23 protein-coding genes are annotated in these 23190 nt (G+C 67.9%); 16 read left to right on the forward strand and 7 right to left on the reverse strand.

Annotated elements, in window-relative coordinates; genetic code table 11:
• Window positions 1-22 precede the first annotated feature (22 nt).
• The 6 genes from AB0I15_RS21780 (at window position 23) to AB0I15_RS21805 (ending at window position 7331) form a co-directional block, all read left to right on the forward strand.
• The gene (locus tag AB0I15_RS21780; RefSeq protein ID WP_358098173.1) at window positions 23-1078 is read left to right on the forward strand and encodes a sugar ABC transporter substrate-binding protein; all 1056 of its coding nucleotides are present in this window, start codon (window positions 23-25) and stop codon (window positions 1076-1078) included.
• A 26-nt stretch (window positions 1079-1104) separates the two neighbouring features.
• Window positions 1105-2190 (forward strand): mandelate racemase/muconate lactonizing enzyme family protein, encoded by a 1086-nt coding sequence (locus tag AB0I15_RS21785; protein ID WP_358098176.1) that lies wholly within the window; start codon window positions 1105-1107, stop codon window positions 2188-2190.
• Window positions 2187-3251, forward strand: coding sequence for an ABC transporter permease (locus AB0I15_RS21790; protein WP_358098179.1), 1065 nt, complete (start codon window positions 2187-2189; stop codon window positions 3249-3251). Before AB0I15_RS21785 ends, AB0I15_RS21790 begins: the two co-directional genes overlap by 4 nt.
• The gene (locus AB0I15_RS21795) at window positions 3248-4246 is read left to right on the forward strand and encodes an ABC transporter permease (protein WP_358098182.1); all 999 of its coding nucleotides are present in this window, start codon (window positions 3248-3250) and stop codon (window positions 4244-4246) included. Before AB0I15_RS21790 ends, AB0I15_RS21795 begins: the two co-directional genes overlap by 4 nt.
• Window positions 4246-5772: a sugar ABC transporter ATP-binding protein gene (locus AB0I15_RS21800; RefSeq protein WP_358098185.1), complete on the forward strand. Its 1527-nt coding sequence runs from the start codon at window positions 4246-4248 to the stop codon at window positions 5770-5772. Before AB0I15_RS21795 ends, AB0I15_RS21800 begins: the two co-directional genes overlap by 1 nt.
• A 284-nt stretch (window positions 5773-6056) precedes the next feature.
• Window positions 6057-7331 carry a serine hydrolase domain-containing protein gene (locus tag AB0I15_RS21805; protein ID WP_358098188.1) on the forward strand — a complete coding sequence of 425 codons (1275 nt, stop codon included), beginning with the start codon at window positions 6057-6059 and terminating at the stop codon, window positions 7329-7331.
• Window positions 7332-7848: 517 nt separating this feature from the next.
• Here AB0I15_RS21805 and AB0I15_RS21810 read toward each other — a convergent pair.
• Entirely contained in the window at window positions 7849-8142 is a 294-nt protein-coding gene (locus tag AB0I15_RS21810) for a hypothetical protein (protein ID WP_358098191.1), read from the reverse strand.
• A 553-nt stretch (window positions 8143-8695) separates the two neighbouring features.
• On the opposite strand from AB0I15_RS21810, the gene AB0I15_RS21815 reads away from it, so the two are divergent.
• Window positions 8696-8929: a hypothetical protein gene (locus AB0I15_RS21815; RefSeq protein ID WP_358098193.1), complete on the forward strand. Its 234-nt coding sequence runs from the start codon at window positions 8696-8698 to the stop codon at window positions 8927-8929.
• A gap of 485 nt (window positions 8930-9414) precedes the next feature.
• Here AB0I15_RS21815 and AB0I15_RS21820 read toward each other — a convergent pair whose 3' ends face one another.
• Both AB0I15_RS21820 and AB0I15_RS21825 read right to left on the reverse strand, forming a co-directional pair.
• Window positions 9415-9909: a hypothetical protein gene (locus tag AB0I15_RS21820; RefSeq protein ID WP_358098196.1), complete on the reverse strand. Its 495-nt coding sequence runs from the start codon at window positions 9907-9909 to the stop codon at window positions 9415-9417.
• A 367-nt stretch (window positions 9910-10276) separates the two neighbouring features.
• Complete coding sequence (locus AB0I15_RS21825) at window positions 10277-10579, reverse strand: hypothetical protein (protein WP_358098198.1); 303 nt, start codon at window positions 10577-10579, stop codon at window positions 10277-10279.
• 268 nt (window positions 10580-10847) lie between these two features.
• Between AB0I15_RS21825 and AB0I15_RS21830 the strand changes: the two genes are divergently transcribed.
• Window positions 10848-12170, forward strand: a complete 1323-nt coding sequence (locus AB0I15_RS21830) for a hypothetical protein (RefSeq protein WP_358098201.1) — start codon at window positions 10848-10850, stop codon at window positions 12168-12170.
• Between the two features lie 169 nt (window positions 12171-12339).
• A complete protein-coding gene (locus tag AB0I15_RS21835; RefSeq protein ID WP_358098203.1) occupies window positions 12340-13587 on the forward strand; it encodes a hypothetical protein in 1248 nt (415 codons plus the stop codon).
• 530 nt (window positions 13588-14117) lie between these two features.
• Here the strand turns inward: AB0I15_RS21835 and AB0I15_RS21840 are convergent.
• Window positions 14118-14741, reverse strand: coding sequence for a LysE family translocator (locus AB0I15_RS21840; protein ID WP_358098205.1), 624 nt, complete (start codon window positions 14739-14741; stop codon window positions 14118-14120).
• 109 nt (window positions 14742-14850) lie between these two features.
• Here AB0I15_RS21840 and AB0I15_RS21845 point away from each other — a divergent pair, with 109 nt between their 5' ends.
• Together AB0I15_RS21845 and AB0I15_RS21850 are read left to right on the forward strand one after the other, a co-directional pair.
• Window positions 14851-15825 (forward strand): LysR family transcriptional regulator, encoded by a 975-nt coding sequence (locus tag AB0I15_RS21845; protein WP_358098207.1) that lies wholly within the window; start codon window positions 14851-14853, stop codon window positions 15823-15825.
• A gap of 261 nt (window positions 15826-16086) precedes the next feature.
• A complete protein-coding gene (locus AB0I15_RS21850) occupies window positions 16087-18243 on the forward strand; it encodes a hypothetical protein (protein ID WP_358098209.1) in 2157 nt (718 codons plus the stop codon).
• Between the two features lie 253 nt (window positions 18244-18496).
• Here the strand turns inward: AB0I15_RS21850 and AB0I15_RS21855 are convergent, their stop codons facing one another.
• A complete protein-coding gene (locus AB0I15_RS21855; protein ID WP_358098211.1) occupies window positions 18497-19444 on the reverse strand; it encodes an NAD(P)-dependent alcohol dehydrogenase in 948 nt (315 codons plus the stop codon).
• Between the two features lie 291 nt (window positions 19445-19735).
• Window positions 19736-20227, reverse strand: a complete 492-nt coding sequence (locus tag AB0I15_RS21860) for a helix-turn-helix domain-containing protein (protein WP_358098214.1) — start codon at window positions 20225-20227, stop codon at window positions 19736-19738.
• A 187-nt stretch (window positions 20228-20414) separates the two neighbouring features.
• Here AB0I15_RS21860 and AB0I15_RS21865 point away from each other — a divergent pair, with 187 nt between their 5' ends.
• Both AB0I15_RS21865 and AB0I15_RS21870 read left to right on the forward strand, forming a co-directional pair.
• Window positions 20415-20969: a DUF302 domain-containing protein gene (locus tag AB0I15_RS21865; RefSeq protein ID WP_358098217.1), complete on the forward strand. Its 555-nt coding sequence runs from the start codon at window positions 20415-20417 to the stop codon at window positions 20967-20969.
• Between the two features lie 107 nt (window positions 20970-21076).
• Window positions 21077-21676 carry a hypothetical protein gene (locus tag AB0I15_RS21870; protein ID WP_358098220.1) on the forward strand — a complete coding sequence of 200 codons (600 nt, stop codon included), beginning with the start codon at window positions 21077-21079 and terminating at the stop codon, window positions 21674-21676.
• Here AB0I15_RS21870 and AB0I15_RS21875 read toward each other — a convergent pair.
• Entirely contained in the window at window positions 21654-22187 is a 534-nt protein-coding gene (locus AB0I15_RS21875; RefSeq protein ID WP_358098223.1) for a helix-turn-helix domain-containing protein, read from the reverse strand. The two genes, AB0I15_RS21870 and AB0I15_RS21875, sit on opposite strands and share 23 nt — an antisense overlap.
• Before the next feature lie 103 nt (window positions 22188-22290).
• Here AB0I15_RS21875 and AB0I15_RS21880 point away from each other — a divergent pair, with 103 nt between their 5' ends.
• Genes AB0I15_RS21880 through AB0I15_RS21890 form a run of 3 tightly spaced genes read left to right on the forward strand, consistent with a single transcriptional unit; the run spans window position 22291 to window position 23149 of the window.
• Window positions 22291-22590, forward strand: coding sequence for a putative quinol monooxygenase (locus tag AB0I15_RS21880; RefSeq protein ID WP_358098227.1), 300 nt, complete (start codon window positions 22291-22293; stop codon window positions 22588-22590).
• A 36-nt stretch (window positions 22591-22626) separates the two neighbouring features.
• Complete coding sequence (locus AB0I15_RS21885; RefSeq protein ID WP_358098230.1) at window positions 22627-22965, forward strand: SDR family NAD(P)-dependent oxidoreductase; 339 nt, start codon at window positions 22627-22629, stop codon at window positions 22963-22965.
• Window positions 22859-23149: a DUF6355 family natural product biosynthesis protein gene (locus AB0I15_RS21890; protein ID WP_358098232.1), complete on the forward strand. Its 291-nt coding sequence runs from the start codon at window positions 22859-22861 to the stop codon at window positions 23147-23149. Before AB0I15_RS21885 ends, AB0I15_RS21890 begins: the two co-directional genes overlap by 107 nt.
• The last annotated feature ends 41 nt before the right edge of the window (window positions 23150-23190 follow it).

The raw sequence follows: 23190 nt of genomic DNA on the forward strand, positions 1-23190 counted from the left end.
TGATCCTGTGAAAGGTGCGGTCATGAATCAACGATCATGGGTCCGGTTCGGCGGGCTGGCCGCCGCCCTGCTGCTCGCCGTCACCGCCACCGGGTGCACGAAAAAGAGCGAGGGCACCGCCCCGGCCGGCGCGCCCGCCCGGACGCCCGGCCAGGTCAAAATCGCCCTGGTCCCCGGCGGGGCGCACCCGTACTTCCAGCCGTGGAAGGACGCCGCCGCCACGGCGAAGACGGACCTCGGCGTCGCCGACGTCACCTTCAACGAGACCGCCGACTGGGACCAGACCAAGCAGAACGACGTGCTGAAGTCCCTGGCCGCGCAGGGCTACAACGCCTTCGGCGTCTTCGGCGTCTCCCCGGAGAACATCAACGCCACCTTCGAGGACCTCAAGCGGCAGGGCTTCCCGGTCGCCTCGCTGGCATCCTGCCCGGCCGGCGACGTCGACAAGGCGGACTTCTGCCTGTCCACCGACGTGCGCCTGGCCGCCTACAAGGCGGCGCAGGCCGCGATCGAGGCCATCGGTGGTCAGGGCGCCCTCGTGCACCTGACCGGCAACAAGGTGGACTCCAACACCCAGCGCCGCATCGCGGGGGTGCAGCAGGCGGTCGAGGAGTCCGGCGGGAAGGTCGAACTCCTGCAGACCGTGACCGACGTGGACAAGGACCTGCAGACGGCGCAGAAGGCGGTCGCCGACCTTCTCGCCGCCAAGGGCGAGCAGATCCAGGGCATCGTCAACACCGCCTACAACCCCGCGGTGGCCGCCGCGGAGGGTGTCGAGCGGTCCAAGCTGCCGATCAAGGTCGTCGCGATCGACGACGACAAGACCATCCTCGCCGGTCTCAAGGACGGCTCGGTCGCCGCGACCGTGCTGCAGAACCCGGTCGGCCAGGCGTCCGTCGGGTCGTACGCGCTGACGAAGCTCGCGGGCGGCTGCACCATGAGCCGGCCGGGAGTGATCATCGACTCCGGTTCCTTTGTGGTGACCAAGGACGCCATCGACACCTACGACACCGACCGCCAGGCGAAGACGGACGAGCTGAAGAAGGCGTTCGACAGCCGGTACCTGTCCTGCAAGTAGTTCCACCAGCCCAGAAAGAGCTCCTCTTGCCCGCGATCATCCACGCCGAGGCGTACCTCGTCGACCTTGAGGTCGAGACCGTCCGCACGGACGCCGTCCAGTCGTTCATCAAACAGGAGACCGTCTTCGTCGAGATCCGGACCGACGACGGCGGCACCGGCACCGGCTACACCTACACGATCGGCACCGGCGGCACCGCCGTGCTCGCCCTGCTGCGCGACTACCTGCTGCCCCGGCTCGCGGGCGCGGACGCCCGCCGGGTGGAGGCGGTGTGGCACGACCTGTTCGCCGCGACCCGGGCCACCACGGTCGGCGCGATCACCTCCCTGGCCCTGGCCGCCGTGGACACGGCCCTGTGGGACTGGCGCTGCCGCGACGCGGGCCAGCCGTTGTGGATCCTCGCGGGTGGCGCGAAGGACCGCATCCCGCTGTACGACACCGAGGGCGGCTGGCTGCATCTCACCACCGAGGAGCTCATCGCCGGCGCCAAGGCCGGCCAGGCCGCGGGCTGGCCCGGCGTGAAGCTCAAGATCGGCCGCTCGCCCGCGCAGGACGCGGAACGGCTGGCCGCGGTCCGTGCCGCGGTCGGGCCCGACTTCGACCTGATGCTCGACGCCAACCAGTCGCTCACCCCCGCGGAGGCCGTCAGGCGGGCCCGGCTCCTGGAGCCGTCCGACCCCTACTGGTTCGAAGAACCGCTGCCCGGCGATGACGTCGCCGGGCACCAGGCGCTGGCCGCGGCCGCCTCGATCCCCGTCGCGGTCGGTGAGTCGCTCTACTCCGTGGCGCAGTTCCGCGAGTATCTGCACCGGCAGGCCGCCGGCATCGTCCAGGTGGACGTGGCACGCATCGGCGGCATCACGCCCTGGCTCAAGGTCGCGCACCTGGCCGAGGCGTACAACGTGCCGGTGTGCCCGCATTTCCTCATGGAGCTGCACGTGAGCCTGTGCTGCGCGGTGCCCAACAGCCGCTACCTGGAGCACATTCCCCAGCTCCGGGCGATCACGCGGCGGGAGATCGAGATCGTCGACGGGCACGCCCTGGCGCCGGCGTCCCCCGGGCTCGGCATCGAGTGGGACCGCGACGCGATCGACGATCGGAGAGTCGGGTGAGCACGCGGACCGCGACGCCGCCGGAGACGCCCGCGGCCGATCCACCGCCGGCGCGCCCGGGGATGCCGCTCTGGGCCAACCCGCGCCTCGGGCTGCTCATCCTGCTGATCGCCCTGATCGCGCTCTTCACCGTGCTGCGGCCGGCCTTCATGGACACCGCGCTCACGCTGGTGCCGCTGCAGGCCGACATCAGCGTGTACGCGGTGGTCGGGCTCGCCCAACTGGCGGTCCTGTCGCTGGGGCACATGAACATGGCCATCGGCCGGATGGCGGCGATGAGCGCGTTCGCCATGGGCCTCGCCTACGACCGGCTCGGCGTGCCGCTGGTGGCCGGCCTGGTGATCGGGCTGATCGTGGGCGCGCTGCTCGGCGCGCTGGCCGGGCTGATCATCTCGCGTACCGGCGTCAACTCGTTCGTGGTCACCCTGGCGATGGACTTCGCCCTGGTGGGGCTCATCACGATCCTCTACACCACGTTCACCGACGGGGTCGCCTTCACCAGCCGGCCCGCCGGCATGGACGCGCTGCGCAACGACACCTTCGCCGACTACTGCATGGGCGACCTGTGCGGTCCGCACATCCCCCTCGTCGCGCCACTCACCCTCGTCGCGGTGGTGGCGGCGGGACTGCTGTTCCGCTTCAGCAGACTGGGGCGGGAGATCCTGATGACCGGAGCCAACGAGAAGGCGGCCGAGCTGTCCGGCATCCCCGTCCGGAGCCGGGTGGTGCAGGCCCACGCGCTCAGCGGGCTGCTGGCCGGGCTGGCAGGCTTCCTGCTCGCCGCCAACAACGGCGCCTTCTCCGCGCGCATCGGCGACGCGTTCCTGCTGCCGTCGTTCCTCGGCCCGGTACTCGGCGGCACACTGCTGGCCGGCGGCGCCGTCAGCGTGCTCGGCACGGTGCTGGGCGCGATGCTCACCCAGGTCATCTACAAGGGCCTGAACCTGCTGCAGTTCCAGCTTGACCAGCTCAATCTCTACATCGGCCTCGTGCTGCTCGGCGCGCTGTCGCTCGATCGGGTGCGCCACGTCGTCGCCGAACGAAGGGGGACGCGGGCATGAACCCCGCCACCACGACGGCCGGCCCCGCCGGGCCCGGCGGCAGGCTCAAGGACGTCACCACCCGGCCGGAGTTCACCCTCGCGGTGCTCGCCGCCGCCGGTTTCCTCACGCTCGCCGTCGCCACGGACGGCAACCTGCTCTCCCGCGGGACGCTGGAGGCGTTCTTCCGCTTCCTCGCCGTCCCGATCGTCATCGGCCTGTCCCAGATGGTCGTGCTGGCCGTCGGCCAGATGAACCTGTCGGTCGGCACGCTCACGGGCCTGTCCGCCATGGTCGCGGCCTGGCTCATGCTCGAAGGCGGCCTGCCCGCCCCGCTGGCCGTACTGGGCGCGCTCGGGGTCGGCCTCGCCGCCGGCCTGGCCAACGGGCTGCTCGTCGTGTTCACCCGGATCAACGGCTTCATCGTGACCCTCGCCACCATGACGATCTTCGAAGGGCTCCGGTACGGCGTCAACGGCCCCGACACCTTCCAGGGGTACTCGCCAGGGCTACGCGACGTGGGCGCCGCCTCGGTGCTCGGCCTGCCGGTCGTCCTCGTCCTCGCCCTGGTGGTGGCCGCCCTGGTGGCCCTGTTCTTCGGCCGCGCGGTCGTGGGCCGGCAACTGCTGGCGACCGGCGGCAGCCCGTTCGCCGCGCGGCTGTCGGGCGTCTCCAACGACCGCTCGATCGTCATCGCGCACGGGCTCAGCGGCCTGCTCGCCGGGGTCGCCGCCGTCATCACGGTCGCCGCCTCCGGCTCCGTCAACTCCAGCATCGGCGACGACCTGCTGCTGCCCAGCTTCGCCGCGCCCATCATCGGCGGGGTGGCGCTGGCCGGTGGGGTGGTCAGCGTCGCCGGCACCTGCCTCGCGGCGTTCCTGATCCGGCTGGTGGACGTCATGCAGGCACAGTTCGGCATCAACCCGCGCTGGATCGACCTGATCGTCGGCGCGGTCGTCCTCGGTGCGGTGCTGCTGGGCACCATGCGCCAGAAGCTGTCGAAAGGGTCGCCGTGATGCTCACCGCCGAGAACCTGGTCAAAACCTTCCCGGGAGTCCGCGCGCTGGACGGAGCCTCCCTGCGGCTCGCCGCGGGAAGCGTGCACGCCCTGCTGGGCGAGAACGGCGCGGGCAAGAGCACCCTCATCAAGATCCTGACCGGTGTGCACCAGCCGGACGGCGGACGGGTCGCGCTCGGCGACACCGGCCTGCACCTCAACGGACCGCTCGCCGCCCAGCGGGCGGGCATCGGCGTCGTGCACCAGGAACGCAACCTGATCCCCGCCTTCACCGTCGCCGAGAACATCCTGCTGCACCACCTGCCACGGCGCTTCGGCCTCGTCGACCGGGCGCGGATGCACGCCGAAGCCCGCCGCTGCCTCGGCCTTCTCGATCTGCACCTCGACCCGGACACCCCGGTCTCCCGGCTCTCCGTGGCGCAGGCGCAACTGGTCGAGATCGCCAAGGCACTGAGCGTCGACAGCAAAGTGCTGCTGCTCGACGAGCCGACCGCGTCGCTCACCGCCGACGAGGCCGACCGGCTCTACGCGATCGTCCGCAAGCTGCGCGACAGCGGACACGCCATCGTGCTCGTCAGCCACAAGCTGGAGGAGGTGTTCGCGATCGCGGACACGGTCACCGTGCTGCGCGACGGGCGCAGCGTGGCCGAGGCCGAGCCGCTCGCCGACCACAGCCAGGACCAGATCGTCGACCTCATGGTCGGGCGGGCGTACTCCTCGGCCCGCCTCGCCGAACGGCGCGTCGACCCGGCGACACCGCCACTCCTGCGGCTGGACAAGCTGAGCACCGCACGGGGCCACCACGACATCTCCCTGTCCGTGCGCCCGGGAGAAATCCTCGGACTGTACGGCCTGGTCGGGGCCGGCCGCAGCGAACTCGCCAAGGCGCTTGTCGGGCTCGACCGGATCACCTCGGGAACGATGGAGGTGCGAGGCCGCCCGGTGCGCATCCGCGACGTCGGTGACGCGCTCCGCGGCCACCGCATCGGCTACGTGAGCGAGAACCGCAAGGAAGAGGGCCTCTTCCTGGACCAGACGGTCGCCCGCAACGTCGCCGTCACCGTATGGCGGCGCCTGGCCAAGGCCGGGCTGGTGACCGACCGGGCGGAACGCCGCCTGATGACCCGCTACGTCGATCGGCTGGGCATCCGGATCTCCTCACCGTCCCAGCTCGCGGGCCAGCTCTCCGGCGGCAACCAGCAGAAGGTCAGCCTCGCGAAGTGGCTCGCCGCCGAATGCGAGATCCTGATCGTGGACGAGCCGACCGTCGGCATCGACGTACGCACCAAGGCGGCGTTCCACGAGCTGATCGCCGAGCTCGCCGAAGCCGGGCTGGCGTTGCTGCTGATCTCCTCGGACCTGCCGGAGATCGTCACCCTCGCCGACCGGATCGCGGTGATGAACGACTTCAGCCTGCGCGGCGAGCTGGACAACGACCACGACTACGCCCGGATGAGCCAGGCGATCATCCGGCTGATCCACGATGACCGGGCACTCGGGGGGCAGGTGCACCCCGCTTTGTAGGACGACGCCCTTGACCCTGTTCAACCTGCGGCCTCCCACTGACGCGGGTGAGCGTCGACGCTCGACGCCGGAGGCTGATGTCAACGCTCCGCGGCCGCATTCCGCCGGCACCTGTTGTCGCGGGGTCGCGGTCGAGATCGGAGGGTTGTCGAGAAACGGTCGCATCACGCGTGCGGGCCGGTGACATTCGCGACGAAGTATCGCAGCCATGACCAACAGCGCGCAGGACCATCGTGTCCCTCGACGAGCACTCGTCTCCTCCCTCGCGCGGGGAGGGCGATGACATGGACTCGGATTCCGTACGTGGGGTCGAGCGGCGGCGGCTGCTCGGATGGGGCGCCGGTGTCGTGGCGGCCGGCATGCCGCTGGCAGGTGCCGGGCTCGTCCACGCCGACGCGTCCGGGCCGGGCTGGATCCCGCCGGACACCCTGCCCGGCGGGGCCTACGACCGGTTCGTGGCGAAGCTGGCCGCACAGGACAGGTTCTCCGGCGTGGTGCTGCTGTCGTACCGGGGCCGGACGGTGCTGTCGCGCAGCTACGGCATGGCCGACAGGGAACGAGGGATCCGCAACCACGAGAACGTCGCATTCAACCTCTCCTCGGCGGGCGGGCCGTTCCTCCCTGTGGCCGTCCTGCAACTGGTGCAGCGCGGCGAGGTGAAGCTGTCGGACACGGTGGGCACCCACCTGGACGGCCTCGCCACGGATATCGCCGAGCAGGTGACCATCCACCACCTGATCGTCGGCATGTCCGGGATGGACGCGCCGCCGCCGGACCTGCAACGCGTCTTCAACAGCCGGGAAGAGGTGCACGAGTACAACCAGCGGTGGGCCCGGCAGGCGACGCTGGTGAGCGTCCCCGGCGCGGGCTCCAGCGGCCACACCGCCGGCGGCGCCGTCGCCTCCGCCATCGCCGCGCAGATCGTGGAGGCCGTGACCGGCACGACGTACTGGGACTACATGCGCGAGCACGTCTTCGGACGCGCCGGCATGCGCGGCTCGGCGTACTACACCAGGACGCAGTGGCTCACCGACGAGCACATCGCGCACCCGTACATGCGGCAGCCCGACGGCAGCCGGGTGGACGCCGTCCGCAACCTGGACAAGGACAGCCTGAGCCAGCAGGGACCGAACGAGAACCCGGGCCGCGGCTTCATCGGCAATGTCTTCGCCACCGCGCCGGACCTGGCCCGGTTCGCGCACGCGCTGAGCGACGGCACGGTGCTGGACCGGCCCTACGCCGACCTGTACACCGGGGCCAAGCTCCCCGGCCCCGGTGACCGACTCGGCACCCCGGCGTTCAGGGCGTACGTGGGTCCGGTCCACCTCCGCGACGGCCAGTGGGTGTTCAACCGCGGCGGCGGCAGCGGCGGTATCAGCGCCAGCTGGACCATCTACCTGGACTCCGGTTGGGCCGGCGTCGTCCTCAGCAACTACGACGACCTCCAGGAGTTCGGGGAGATCCTCCAGCGGCAGGATCAGGCCATCACCGGCCGGCCAATCCTCCCGATCGGCCCGTACCCGCCGGCGAAGGTCAACGGCATGGAATCGACGAGGTAGCTCAGCACGTCGTTCCCTGGTTGTAGGGGAGTGGCGTGATGGCGTCGAGCCGTTTGATCGTCTGGGCTGGGGGAGCGGCAGCCGGGTAACCACCGGTTTGGCAGTCCGCAGAGAGCCAGCGGCTGAATGAGTGCTGTGGATCCGCTGTTTGAAATCTACAACGTAAAGGCGATGGCTTGGAATTGATTGTATTCACAACAGAACAACACGGGCTCCGCCCGTACACCAACCACCCAGCAGCGCTTGGAGACCCCGAGCGGAGTCGCGAAGTGCTGTGGGGCCTGCCGTGCCCGCAATGCCGTGAACCCCAGCACGCCGCCCTCCGACCGCCAGGATGGGCGCGCATTCCACGCCGTTTCCAGTCGCGCATCAGGCCGGCCCACAGCGCCCGCTCGTCGCGCTCGACGGCGAGCCGGGCGATGTGGGCGTCCCCTTCGGCTCGGCCAGAGGCTCCAATGGGCCCCCGATTTGCGTGCTGTCGTGGTGATGTGAGCCAACCGACCTTCGGTTACGGACCTCAGGCGGTCGCGAGGGTACCGTCATAGGCGAAGTAGTTGACTGGACATATCGCGATCGAATCCGGATAGGGGATGATGTTCACCCACGGGCCATAGGCCGTCCGGGTGCTCCCGTTTTCCCGTATGCAGTAGGCGATGGCGCGGTATTTGTCGGTGCCGGGCCGGGTAGACCCGGCGCATCCGCCGTACCAGCCGGCCCCGCTATTCCACTGCCGGTTCCAGCAATCAATCAGTGCGGCCTGGGCGGTAGTCGCGGGCAACGCCGTCAGCACGAGCAGGACAACGGTGAGCACGATCTGGACAGGGCGGCTGAAGACTCGATGGGCCGCGCGTGTAGGACGTGCGCTTAACCTTCGTTCCGTATTGTGGACGCGGCTCATATTTCTCCTTTGCGGGTGGGTAGCCGTAGGCGGTAATGCGAGATCGACGTGCTGCTCGCGCGACCTGGGCCTGTTGGACCTGTTGTAGGGCGGCAGGAGTTGTCCGGCAACCCCGGGTGGGGGAGATGAACAACCCCTGACAACCGGACAACAATGCGCCTGCATAGGGAGGGTCCGGCATTCGAAGCGGTGACGGTGCTGAGCAACGACATCGGCGTGTGGTCGATTTCAGGGGGGCGGTAGGCATGCCACGTTCCGAGCGTGTGGTCGATCCGGCCGACGGGGGTGGTGCAACGCGTCGCGGTCGAGCTCGCCGCACGGCGGGTAATCCCGGCTATCGGGAACTGGCCCGGCGGCCCATTGTTTCTCCAGGGAGCCCATCGGCCTCGGCGCGAGGTCGCCGCCCATCTGTCGGCGCATCCCACCGCGTCGGCTGCCGGCACGCGTTTGCGAACTGGAGCAGGTCGTGGCCGCCACACAGGGCAAGGTCCTGTGGTGCGCCACCACAGGACGCAGGCGGCGCAGCTTCTGCGTGTCCATCGTGGCCCGGATCACGAACGTCTCCCACGACGAGTTCGACTGGCTCGGCCTGGAGTTCCGCGACCTGTGGGGACGGTGGCCCACGCTGATCGACTGGCAGAACGTCTTCTTCCCGGTCGAGGCGGGGACACCCACAGGCCGATGTGCCCGGCGTGGGTGATGACGAGCACCGGGGTGGGGTCCGGCGTCCGGGCGGCGAACCAGTCCCGTTCGGCGAGTCAGGCGTGGAGGTGCCGGGCCCCTGTGTCCGGGTCGGTTGATCCGGCTGAACGCGCCAGCGGACCGATCAGGAACCAGCACTGTTCCTCGGCGTCCATCGTCGCCTCCCGCAACGACGTGCCCGGGTTCCCGCGATCTCGACCGGCAACACGATCCGCACCGGGTCCGTCTCATCCAGCCCCGGCGGCCATCGCACCACCGCCGCCGCTGCTGGCGGGCCCGCCAGCCCTTTCCCATGCCCTCGGTCCCCTCCGCTCCTACGAGTCGAGGTGCCCGAAGGAAGACCCAGCATCGCGCCATGGGCCGCGCGAGCGGTGCACCGCTCGCGCGGGGCGGCCACCTGTTTGGTCAAAGCCGATGTCGGCGCGCAGCCGGGGCGCCTGGTCCCCGCGGGCCGACCCCCTCAGCCGAGGTAAAAGGCGTACGTCAACATACGTCAATGTAGTAGATGGGATCCCAATCGACGCGCTCTATACTGCCCGCGTTGATGGTCCTTACAGGTTTCTTGTCCTTATCCTTTAAGACGACTTTCGCACTGTTGATCTGGTTGTTCGCGACGGCACCATCGCCGATGAAGTTGGAGACCCAACGATCGTCGGGAGTACAGTAGGTCAGCTCGAACAGGGTGTGTTCGCCGTCGCCCTCGCCGGCCGCAAGGCACGCGTACTTGCTGGCGCAGTTATGGAGCATGGTGTCGCGGAGTAACGTGGACGCGTCGGGGGTCACAGTCTCATGCGGACCGAAAAACTGCATCCATGGCTCCCAGGCTGCCATTTCGACGTCGGCCGTGCTCGGGCGTCCCTCGTCTTTCGGTTCCATTGCCCGCGCCGCCGGCGCGCCTGCGGACAGCGCCGTCCCGAGAGCGAGAGCGATTACAGAAGCCAACGCGACGCCGGGCCGTGGCTTTATGGATCTACGCATGATCGAATCCTTTCTCTGTGTTCGGGTGAGACTAGTCAAGCAGCGACCTGATTCAAATCGGCTTCATCCCGTCAAGGCCTGATCGATCACACCGCGAATGGACCGCAACCGCTGGTCTCGCATCACCCGGGTGGGGGCCTCGATTCTCATCCGTGATCAACCCCGCCAAGATCACTAACTTTGGCCAAACTCATCCATTAATGGCGCTACTTTCCGGGATCTAGGGGCTGTCTCAAAGGCGGGTGAGCCAGTCGTTGATGGCGGCCACATGGACGGTGGCTTCGTAGCTCGTCCAGCGCTCCCACGCTCAGGCTGTCCGGCCGGGCGGCGGCATCCAGACGGGTGATGACGAATCGGCGGACGGCGCTCATCGCACCTGGTGAGTCCAGCCGGCGCGGTTCAACAACCGCTGGGTGGCATCGTGGCCGCGGTCGCCCATCCACTCGTCGATCATCCAGCCGTTGCGCTTGGGCGGGCCGGACATCACCGTCGCTGTACCCGTGGCCTCTACGATGAGGTCTGCAGCCGCTCTCGATTTGGTTCTCTCCACACAGGCATGATCACGAGCGGCCCGCTCTCGTTGTGCAGGATCGCCATTGCGAAAATCTTCCATGCGCAGATCAAGTGCGGCGCGGCTGCTTGTAGGCGGCGGGTCGTACCAAATTTTCATTGGCTGCGAAGCTCGCGGAGCATGGCGGGGCGGACGAATTGCGTTGTCCCGCTCAAGAATAGAATTATGCTCTGACCCTGACTGCTGACTCAAACGGCACGGCTGTACTCGCTGATGCGGCCCCATCCACCACCAACGCCAGCAGATCATGCTTGACCCAGATTTGCCGCGAGCCTGGGCATTCCAGGAGATGGGAGGGTATGGGGAGGGAAGTACCGACCAGGAGGCCGGGCATGCCTCGGCCTCAATTCGCCGAGGGGGGATCGGCGTGGAGCATGGAGTACTGCAGAAAGCTGATACGGCGAATGCCGGCAGACAGCGCAAAGTCCTAGCCACCGTCATGGGCCTCGGCCTGCTGGCGAGTGCGGGCCTGTTCGGCTGGATCGGGGCAGCAGACCTCAGCGGCGCGATGTCCTTCACCGGGCGGGTGACCGGAGTGCTGCTCGTCCTGGTCGCATTGGCAATGCTTCTCGCCGCGTTGGCCGTGTGCGACTATCAGGGCAAACGGCGGCTCGAATACTCAGGCGCCCTGGGGATGTTCGGCTATGTCCTCGTGTTCATCGCGAACGCCCTGATGCTCATCATGCAGCGTCAGGGCGGCGACTTCACGCTTTTTCTACCGGTGTGGATCGCCCTTCTGGTGTGGAGTGTCTGGGCGCTCTGGAAACTCTATCGCCAGGGCGCCTGGAACGGCCTGCTGCACCCGCAGAGATTTGCGGCCGGCGTCACCGTGACCGCGGTTCTGGCGGCCGGCAACTTCGCATACACTCAAATGTACATGCCTTACATGAGCCCGATGAAAATAGAGTTCAACACACGCCTCGACAAGCCAGTGGCACATCCAAGCGGCAATCCAATCTACCTGCCGTTGACTATTAGCATCAGAAACGACGGCGCCAGTGAAATTTACGTCGTGGGCGTGTTGTATTGGATATGGGGAATTATCCAGGAATACACTCCGCAACCGCGCACCGTCATGCACTGGGTTAATGACTTGAGAAAGTTCAGTGATCAGCATCTGTACAGATTCGCTGACGTAAGGAAATCGGAACTCCTCGTCACGGGCATAAATCACGTTCCCCCAGGACGGCAGTTGAGTCCAGGCACAGGCATGGCCCTAGAGAAGATAGTAATGCTGCCCAGGGACCGACGATACGACATAGTGGAGGCCCAGGCACAACTCATCTTCGCCCGTAAAGACAAACTGGGGATTGACGTGCCCTCACAAATCTCATACGCCACCTCCAGCACGGACAGCGGACGAGAAAGACCCCCTTCCTGGGTCCTCAAAGGCTGGCAAAAGAACGCCCAGTTCACAAAATACAGCCTGCATATCAGGCAGCCCAACAAGTTGCTCGAACTAACGCGTGCCCAGAAACGAATCACAGTGTGGGTGATGATCGGATCAAGAAAAGAAGATCCCGCCTCCCCTTATGTCACGATCGACTGGATGATCGTTACGAACGGCGAGGAGTCGCACGAGCCCTCCGAGGCGGAAAAGTCCCGGCAAATCGATCAGTACGGCCTTACATATATTGGCGCCACCTCATCCGCGACGTCCCTCGCGACGGAGACCACCCAGCACGATTGAAGCAGCTCCCATGTGACCTTGACGCGACCGGAAGGAGGTCTGGCCAGGTCAATCTCTCGATCTTGCCTGTGTGTCCCGGTACGACTCCCTCTCGCCGAGGTTTGAGTGGTGGATCCGGTCTACGCGTGGGGGACACTCTCACGTTGCAGCGCGCGTAAGGTGTTGCGTGATGATCACACGACCACATGAGCCGCCTTACATCACGGCCTTGCGGCCCAAGTTAGCGACAACGTCGGAAGCGCGGGCATGGCAAGCCGTACGAGAGCTGGCCCGGTATCCGGCGCCCGCCGGTCAGGCGCGTACGGCGCTGACTCTGGCCGGCCAGTTCGCGGCCAAGCTGACCTCGCCACACACTGACAAGCTGCTGAAGCTGTGGCCGGAGTCGACCGATCCCGAGGTATTCGCGGAGTTGGTGCTGGCGCCCGCGTTCGTGCGGGAAGGGCGTACTGAGCTGACGTTGATCAAGGTTGCTTCCGTCCCGGGCCTGCGCCACTTGACCGCTCTGCGCTCCCTGCGCTTCGAACGCTGCCGGAACCTGTCCGACCTCTCCGAGCTCGCCGGGCTGACTGGCCTGACGGTACTCGACATGAGCGGCTGCGTGTCGGTCGCCGACGTAGGGCCGCTGGCCGGTCTGACCGCATTGAGCAGCCTCGACCTGCAAGGCTGCTTCCTGGTGTCGGACATCTCCCCGCTGATGAGGCTGCACGAGCTGCGTACCCTCAGCCTCATGGGAACCTCGGTGGCGAGCCTCGACGGCATCGCGGAGGGCCTGCCCCGCTTGGAGGACCTCAACCTGCAGTCCTGCCGCGCTCTCCGGGACATCGCACCCTTGTCGGGTCTGCGGCATCTGACCGCGTTGTGGCTCAGCGGCAGCCCGAACTTGAACGGTCTCGAGGGCTTGGGCCACCATCCGCATTTGACCTCGCTCGGCGCACCGACCTGCCCGCTCACCGATCTGGGCGCGTTGTCCCGCCTGCCTGCGCTAACCGAGATCACCATCTTCAAGCATAACCGGCTCACCTCGCTGAACGGGCTCGAAGGGCATCCGTCGATCAGAGAGGTCCATCTGGTCGAGACCGAACGTCTTAAGGATCATTCCGCCCTGGCCGCCATGCCCGCCCTTCGCGAGCTGAGCCTCCACCGGCTGCATCACCTGGCTGATTTGTCCGCCTTCAGCGGCCTGGCGCACCTGGAGCGGCTCAGTATCTACCAGAGCCGGCGGCTGCGCAGCCTGGGCGCAATCGAGCTTCCGGCGCTGCGCTCCTTGAGCCTGTACGACTGCGAGCCCTTGACGGATCTCGGCGACTTGTCTGGACTGCCGGCGCTGTCCAAGGTCTTGATCCAGGGCTGTCCGAAGCTACCCGCCACCACAGCTGCCGACCTCATCGCCTCGGGCATCGAGGCGCGCCAGCGCTGAGCGGGAAGCCGCTACCCAGGCCGAGACCGACCGGCTGCTCGAGCAGATCGCCGAGCTGTCGAGCCGTCGCACCCAGACGCTCGCCGCTCAAGCTGAGACCGGACGAAAGCTAGCGTCGCCGCGGCGAAGATCGCGCCGACCGTCTGGAACCGCCGAGGCGCCCAGAGCGCGAGGAACGCCAGCACGAGAGGCAGCAGCAAAGAGGCGTATCCGGCGGTCCACCAGACGGCGATCTCCAGTGGGGCCGGCTCCATGACTTTGTAGGCGAACCAGCCGCAGCTTTCGAGCATGAAGATGGATAAGAACTGCGGTGCGGTGGCGGCCACGATGGCCAGGGCACGAACCGCATCTCACCAGTGGTGGTTGTCGGCCTGGCCCGCCGGCGGGATCACAGGCAGAGCACCTGCGCGGCCCCGGGCCTGAGCGGACGGCGAAGCCGGGCGGTTGTTTCGGTGTGCTTCGTCGCCACCGGTCGCACAGGGGCAACCTCCTGGTGCGGTCGGGCGCTGGAAGAAGTGCCGGCCCGGCTCTCAGACGCCTGCTATCACCGCGGCGCCCAGCCCCAGCAGGACGACGCCGGTGGTCACGCTGAGTCCCCGCAGGATGGCCGGCTGCGATATCAGGGCGCGCCCTCGGCTGACGGCCCAGGTGAGCAGCATGTACCAGGAGGCGCTGACGAGCGCCCACAGGGCTCCCAGGGCGACGGTCGACAGGAACACCGGGCCTTTCGCGGTCACGAACTGGGGCAGCACCGAGATGGCGAACACGCCTGCTTTGGGGTTGCCGAGGTTGGTGATCAGGCCGGTGAGATATCCGCCCGCGAAGCCGGTCCGGCGCCCGTCCTCGCGGGACGGGCTGGTGGAGGCGGTGGTGAGCGCGGTCCGTAGCGTCTTGGCCCCGAGGATCATCAGCACGATGCCGCCTGCGATCCGGAGCGCCGTGTACGCGGTGGGGCTGGCCAGCAGGACGGCGGACAGCCCGGCCGCGGCGGCGGTGGACCACAGCAGGAAGCCGCTGGCATTGCCCGCGAGCGTGCCTTGGAGTGTGCGTTGGCCGCCTTCCAGAACCTGCCGGATCATCAGGGCTTGACTCGCGCCTGGCAGCATCGCCAGCAGCAACGTGGTGGCGATGAAAACGGGCACATGCGTGGGCATGGGAAAGAACCCCTTCCGGGGATGGCGGCCAATGGGTGCACCACCAGGCTTCCTGTCTCGCGCCCTTAAGAGAAGTTAAAAGAGAAGGGTGCAGCGTTAGGATTAGTGAATGCTCGTGGATCCGGGACAGCTGCGGCTTCTCGCGTTGATCGAGCGGCACGGCTCTCTGACGGCGGCGGCTCACGCACTCCACCTCACGCCCGCCGCGGTCACCCAGCAGGTGGTCAAGGCCGAGCGCGACTGGCAGGTGCCCCTGGTCGTCCGTGGTCCTCGCGGAGCGACGCTCACCGCGGCCGGTGCGCTGCTCGCCTCCCACGGTCGAACCGTGGAGGAGGCATCGGACAGGGCCGAGGCGGAACTGGCCGCACTGCTCGGCCGCCTCTCGCTCCGTCTGCGGATCGGGACGTTCCAGGCGGCTGCCCTGCACCTGCTGCCACCGGCCCTGACGGCGCTGCGGCACCGCCATTCGGACGCCGACGTCTCGGTCGTGGACGTGGTGTCCGGACGCGGAGCGGACGAGATCAGCGCGGGACGCCTGGACGTGGCCATCGTCGCGTCCTGGGGCACACCCCTTGCGCCGCCCCCACACCTACGGGCCCATTCGCTCCTGGTGGACCCGATGGTCGTGGTTCTCCCCGATGACCATCCACTGGCCACCGGGCAGCCCGCGGACAGCGAACTTCATCTGGAACAACTGCGTGACGAATCGTGGGTTTCCATCCTGGCCGGCCACGCCGCCCGCGAACAGTTCCACGACGCCGCCCGCGAGGCCGGCTTCACTCCCACCGTGCGGTTCGAGACCGAGTCCTACGATGTCGCCCAGGCGCTCGTCGGCACAGGCATCGCAGTGGCCCTGGTCTCGCGCCTGGCCCTGACCCACGCGCCGGGCACCACCCATCGCGAACTGGCCCACCCCAGGCCCTACCGCCGGCTCTATGCCGTGACCAAAACCGACGCCGGCCTCACCCCACTCGCGGACATGCTCATCGACCTCCTACGTGACGTCGCCCGCGACATCACCGCCACCTGGGAGGCTCCCCTGCAAGAGGAACAACGCTCATCGAACTCGCCGCCCGGAGCCTGACCTCCTTTTCTGACAACACGAACGCCTCGGCTCATTCGCGGGGGCGCCTCGCCCGGCCTCGGGGAACAGCGGACCAATCAGTGGCGACTAGCGCCGATCATGGTCAGGGCCGGCTGCCATCCGGACAGACATCGGGCAGATGATCGGCGAAAACGTGGAAGTTCGCGCTGTCAGTCCGGGCTCGTCTCGCAGGCTGGAGCCAGAGGATGAGGCCGTTGGACATCTCCTCCGCCAGGGGTTGCCGGTCTTCATCTCGGCAATATGCGCCGCATTCGGCAAGAACGTCTTCATAATGATCACGCCGTTGAGGTTCGGCGGCGTACCTCAATGACAAGCCGAGGGAGTGCCACAGTGATGACCGAAGGTTGGGCGCGGATCGGTGCGGCGTACCCGCCGCGTCCCAGCGCGTCTTTGGTGGTGGAAACGCCCGCTGACGGTGCGCACTGTCTGGCGCTGCTGCCAGACGGCGACACCTGTGTGGTCGGCGCCGACAACGATGGTGAGCTCTACGTCGCCTCGCTGCGGGAGGGGCGTGTGACGCGGACGCTGCGGGCACATACGGCGGCCGTGAACGCCGTCGCGCCGGCCGACGGCGGCCGGCTTCTGCTGTCGGGGTCGCAGGACGGTACGGTGCGCGTGTGGGACACCGCCACCTGGACGGTGCAAACGGTGCTGGACCACCCTGGGGATGTGTGGTCGGTGGCCGCCGCCGGTCTGACGGCGGTGTGCGGCACCAGCGGGTATGACGACGGTGTTGCACTGGTGTGGGATTTGGTGACGGGTGAGTGCCGGGCGGTGCTTGCCGACCATCCGCAAGGGATCGCATCGGTGGCGATCGACCCTGGAGGCCGCCGGGCGGCGACGATAGGCGAGTACGGTGATGTACTGCTGTGGGACATCGCCGAGCCCGTACTGGATCCCGGGACGTACAGGGTCTTGATGAAGGAATTCGAGCCCGCACAGGCGCGTGATTTCGCCGAAGCAGTCCTTCTCGAGAATGGGCGGACCAGCGCCGGGACCGGCCACATCGCAGAGCCCACCACCGCGGCGTTCGACGGCGAGGGAAGGTTGTACACCGCCGCGGGTGAAGTCATCGGCTGGGATGTGGCCGGTGGGACCGAACTCGTCCGCTATCCGTGGCTCGGAACGGGCATCGAGGCCCTGGTGGTCCATCCGACGTTGCCGATGATCGCCGCGGCCAAGTACTGGACCGCCCAGGTCTACCACGTGGACGGCACCCCGCTGGCGACCTGGCACGCGAGCTGGGGCGACGCCGAAATGATGATCGACCTCGCGTTCGCCGACGATGGACGGCTGGTGACCCTCGACAAGGCCGGCACGTTACGTGTGTGGCCGGTCCCGTCCACCGAGGGCCTGGCCGGCGAACAGGCCGATCAGCGCCACCCGTCACGGGTGGACCAGGTCCGGATCGACCCGACAGGCCGGTACGCGCTCAGCACCAGCCCGCATGACGACGTCGCGATCTGGGACCTGGCCGGCGGTGACCGGACCGCCGTCATGCACGGGGTCCACGACCCGATCTTCACCGCCGACGGCGACCATGTCGTGGCGCGGGCCGACCTGGCGAAGCTCCGCATCCAACCGACCATGGGCGGCACACCATGGACCGAAGCCGCCATGGACGAGTCCGCCGACGATGACGAGGACGAGTGGGAGCCGAGCCCGCACATCGTGGGGATCACCGCCGTGGACGGCGATCGCGTGCTCGTCACCGATCACCAGTTGGCACCGGAGATCTGGAGTCTCAGTACCGATGAGCGGCGCGGGATGCGCGGCGACCAGGCGGGTGACAGCTCATCGGCCGCGGTGATGGCCGGCCGTTACGCGCTCATCGCGACCAGTCGCCACACCGAGGACATCACGGCCGTCCAATGCTGGAACCTCGACAGAGGCGAGTTGCTCTGGACCCGATCGGAGACCGGGGCCGCGTGGCCGAGCCACGGCTGGGTCGCGGTGCTCGACGAGACGATGGCAGTGCTGCCCACCGGACACGGAGATGACCTCGCCCTGCTGGTCATCGACGTACCCGGCAACAGGGTCCTGCGCCGGGTACCCGCACCGGATGTCAAGGACGTCTACACCGGGTTGGGGGACGGCACCGCGATCGTCCGGCAGTGGAGCGAAGCCGAGTGCGCACTGGCGCTGCTGGCACCGGGAGCCGACCGGCTGCGCCCGTTCCTGACGGTCGAGCCGGGGACCGAGGTTTGCCCGCTTCCCGGCACCGACCGGGTGCTCCTGCTGTCCGGCACCACACTGCGTACCTGCCGGCTGACCGGAGCCGAGATCGGCCGCATCAACCTGACGGTGCCCGCCCGCGCACTGGCGGCCGGCCCGGACGGCGCCACCATCGTGATCGGCGACGAAGAGGGCGGCGTACACGTCTTCCGGGCGGTGTGAGACGGGTCGGTAACCGACCCGAACAGCAGCACGACGCCCCTCACGCGTGTGGGCACGATCCGTCTTCGGCCCGGGAGAGGGCGGGCCCCATGCGTACGGGCTCCTGGACGGCACCCAAGCGTGGCCCTCGGCGCCGAGAGGCTGCTCGCCGCCCAGCACGTCCCGTCGTCGCGCGTCGTCGACTTCTGGCATCGCGCGAACGGCCTCTTCCGCCGATGAGCGGGCCTTGTTCTGGGGCCGGTGGGGCGGCGGGTCACACGACCTGGACGACATGCTTTCCGCGGACGCCGCCGGCCTCCAGGGCCCGGTGCGCGGCGGCAATGGAAGCGAGGGGGTGGACGGTGTCCACGACGGGACGAATGTCGCCGTTCTGTGCGTACCGGGTCAGTTCGGCGAGCAGTTCGGGCCAAGGAATGCGGCTGGAGAAACGAACCCGCCGGGAGCCGTGCACGGTAGAGCCGAGGATGTAGGAGAGGCTGGTGAGGACGTTCTCGACGTCGAAGGCGATGGCCACCATACGTCCGCCCGGAGCCAGCAGCCGGCGGTAAGCGGCGTGCTGCGTCCCGACGGTGTCCATGATGACGTCGAAGGCTCCCTGTCCGGGCAGATGGGTCGTCTTGTAGTCGAATGCCTCGTCCGCGCCCAGACCGCGGACGAAGTCGAGGTTCTTCGCGCCCGCGAGTGCGGTGACGTGCGCGCCGAAGAGCTTGCCGATCTGTACGGCGACGCTGCCGACGCCGCCACTGGCGCCGCGTACCAGGAGGCGTTCGCCGGGTTTGAGATGGGCCTTGTCGCGCAGGGCGGTGATCGAGGTCGTTCCGCCCACCACCAGGGAGATGGCCTGCACCGGACTGAGGTCGGCCGGGGCCGGAGCGATGCGCCGGGGGCGGACGGCCACGTACTCCGCCGCGCTGCCGAACCTCCGTCCCAAGATCCCCCAGATCCGCTCTCCCTCCCGAATCCCGGTCACCGAGGGGCCGACCTCGACGACGTCGCCGACGAAGTCGACCCCGGTGCGCTGGGGGAAGCGGCACCCCGTCACCAGGCGCGCCTTCCCGGCCCGACCGGGCAGTTCGCCGCCGTTGACGCTGACCGCGAGAACACGGACCAGCACCTCGCCGGGCTTGACGTCCGGTACGGGCACCGTGCCCTCGTAGAGTACCTCTGGAGGACCGAATCGGTCGTAGAGGACTGCGCGCATTTCGTCCACGGTGTCGTCCTGTCTCTGCCTCGGCAACCGCGACCGGAAGAGATCCTTCCGCTTGCGCACCCACGCTAACGCCGTAAACGGGCGACACCCTCCACTTACGTGGAAGTGAGAGACATGCCTGCTCAGCCCTCTCGGAAACCAGGCCGGCCGTCGGCGTACGCGGACAGATTGGTGAAGGTGCAGATCCGAGAGCGAGCCGGCCGGTGCCGGGATCACGGCCGAGATCGACTACCTGCCGGCAGGTCCGGGGCCGGCGAGCGGCCGCTGCTTGGCGGCTCGGGGTCAGGTGGTGACCGGGCTGGCCAGAGTGATCGGGTCGGGGGAGAACCAGGGGCGTACCCACGCCTCCTCCTCGCGCCGGACGATCTCGCCGCAGCCGTCACACACCATGCCCGGGGTCGTGACCTGGCCGCACCGCCGGTGGATCACCTGCATCGAGCCGGTCGGCTCGGCCGGCTCGGTGTGCTCCTCGCCCCAGACGGCCAGAGCGTGCAGCACCGGCAGCACTTCGGCCCCCGCGGTCGTGAGCCGGTATTCCTGCCGGGTGCGCCCCCGGTCGCGGTAGGGCACGCGCATGAGCACACCGGCCTCGACCAGCCGGGCGAGCCGGTTGGACAGGATGTTGTCGGCGATGCCGAGCTCCGCGCGGAAGGCGTCGAAGCGGGTGGTGCCCAGGTTGGCGTTGCGCAGGATGAGCAACGTCCACCGCTCGCCCAGCAGGCCGACGGCGCGGCCGATCGGGCAGGGAACGGGCACCTGTGGCGCTGTTGTCACATCAGCCTCCCTTCGCGTCCAACAAGCGTAACGTCGCAGGTAGAGAGACTTTCGTTTTGAAAGTCATGTCGGCCGGCAGTCCTGTCCTGGAGTAGACGCCGGGAACCACGCCCTGCCGTACGGCGACGCCGGCTCCGCCCACAAGCGGGCCGCCACATCCGCCCGCACTGGTGAAGGGGGAATCACCATGACGGCCATCCAGACCCACCCTGTCCAGGACGTCGCGCACGAAGTCCACCGGCTGACCGTGGACACGGGCATGCCGTTCGTGGCCTTCCGGGACAGCTACGAACGGGCGGTGCCACCGCTCGACAGGGCAGAGTACGAACGCCTCCGCCTCTCCGGCGCCGACTGGGACGCCGTCCTGCGAACCGTCGCGGAGAACGCGCCCCACGGCTTCATGATCTTCTGGAGCCTCGACAACACGGCGATCATGCAGGCTTCCGGCGACCGGTGGCACAGCGTGCAGTACCTGATGGGCAACCACACCATCGCCCAGCGGATGTTCCACCACGACCCCGGTGTCCTGCTCTACGCGCCGCTGCGCACCACGATCTACGAGGACGCCCGTGGGGTGACGCGCTTCTCCTTCGACCAGCCGAGCGCGCAGTTCGCCTCCTTCGGCGATCCCGAGATAGCGGCCGTCGGCGTCGAACTCGACCAGAAGGTCGCCGCCCTCCTCGACCACCTCGGCGTGCCCGTGCCGGAACGGCTCGTTTCGGCGGGCGCCCGTACGAGGTAGAGAGGGGTGGCGGACATGAACCAGACATTTCTCGGCGTCGGCTACACGAGGGACCGCGCCGGGCTGTCACTCGAGGCGGTACGCGCTCCCGTCCCGCGGCCGACCAGGTGCTGATCCACGTCGCCGCTTCGTCGCTCAACCCGCTGGAGTACAAGCCGGCCGACCTCAACTTCATGGGACGGACACCTCCCGTGGCGCTCGGCTTCGACCTCGCCGGCGTGGTGGCCGGCGTAGGCCGGGACGTGGAGGGCGTGACCGTCGGTAGTGAGCAGGGCTTCGCCGAGACCGCGAAGACCGTCCGGCGGGGTGGTAACTGGATCGTGCTCGGTGTCGGCCCCGGCAGGACGACCCGCCTGGCCGAGACGCACAGCCCGGTGGACGCCATCCTGACCGGGCGCGGAGCCAGGCACGGCAACATCGACCTGCTGCGCTACTTCGCCGAACCCCCCACGCTCGACGGCGAGGCGCGTGACCTCCTCCAGCGCGGGATGGACCTGGCGATGGAGTGGGCGGCGAAGGGGTTCGTGGTCCCGCACGTCAGCCAGACGGTCGACGGCACCGTCGAGGCGATCAACACCGGCCTGCGATCGCTGAAGGAGGGCGGCGGAGCGCTGGGCAAGATCGCGGTGATCGTGGATCGCGACCTGGCCGCGAGCCGGTCACTTCAGGTGTGGCGGAACGATTTCACCTCGCGTGCGGTGTCGTGATCGGTTCGAGAAGCCGTCGTGGGGTGTTGATCGCGTCGGACACGGGATCGCGGTCGAAGTCGTCCGGATCGAACCCGGGTCCGGGCTCGATCCGGATCTCTGGGACCGGGACGACCGAACCGCAGTCCTGACAGCGTCCCTCGTGGTCGAGGAGGCCTCCGTCCCGGTCGTGGCGCTCGGCGCGCTTCACCCCGGACGGCGAGTAGAACGTGTCCCCCCAGCCCATCAGGGCACGCACGACCGGCCACAGCTCGACGCCCTTGGCGGTCAGCCGGTACTCGACGCTTCCTGCCGCATCGTCGTCACGCGTGAGCACGCCTTCCCGCACGAGGAGCTTCAGCCTGCTGGTCAAGACCGCGCGGGGGATCTTCAGCTGGGTGGCGAAGTCTCCGAACCGGCGCACTCCGAAGAACGCGTCGCGGATGATCATGAGTGTCCACCGCTCTCCGACGATCTCCAGTGCTCGGGCCAGCGAGCAGTTGCGGTCGGCGTAGGTGCTCGGGAGTGTCATGCCGCGATCCTACCCGCGCCGGTTCACTCAGTGAACTGCTGCGTGCTAGGGTCTCCACCAGCAGCAGTTCAGTCAGTGAACCAAGACTTGAGGGGACCGTCCCATGTACCAATTCCTCGTCTCCTTCACCGTGCAGCCGGAGCATCGCGACGACTTCGTCCAGGCGGCCCGGAAGACCGCGCATGACTCCCTCGCGAACGAGCCCGGCTCCCACCGCTTCGAGGTCATAGCGGACGAAAAGGACCCGGATCTCTTCTACCTGAACGAGGTCTATGCGGACCTCGACGCGTTCAACGCGCACGCCGTCGGCCCGTACTTCAGCGCGTTCTTCGCCGAGGCCGGCGCCTACGCCGAAGGCCCGACGTGGCTCATGAGAGGAAACGTCATCGACAGCGCCGCCTGAGCCATAAGCGGCTCCTTCGCAAGGCGGAGATCCGTCATGTCCGCCGTGCTCATCACCGGCGCCTCAAAGGGCATCGGCCGGGCCGTCGCCGTCGAGCTGTCAAGCCGGGGCCACCGGGTGATCGCCACCGCCCGCCACAACGAGGCGACAGAAAGAAGACAGGTTCGTGAAAGTCCGATAGTGCAGCATCAATGTGGAAGCTATTCATTGGCTGGGCGAATGAGAAAGGATCCGTATGTCCGGACGGGTTTTGAAGACTTTGGCCGCTGTGGCAATCGCCGCCGGCACGCTCACCATCACGGGTGCTCCCGCACAGGCCGCCACCTCATCAACCGCAGCTTCTTCGTCTCTTCAGGCGTGCGGCTACGACCCTGACGGATCGTGGGCTTACTACAACCACTGTGATAGCAGGACTTCGGTCGTTATCCGGGTGGAGGTGGTATTCGGGGATGATTACGACCGGTGCGTCGGCCCCGGACGCACCAGCCTCGGCGCTCGTAGTCTCGGAGGCATCACCCCCGGCGTCACCTACGCCTACTACGTCGGCAGGACATGCTGAGCAAGCCGCCGACGCTGACCCTATTCGACGTCGTCGGCCAA

The organism is Nonomuraea sp. NPDC050643, from assembly GCF_040654715.1.
Classification (GTDB): Bacteria; Actinomycetota; Actinomycetes; order Streptosporangiales; family Streptosporangiaceae; genus Nonomuraea.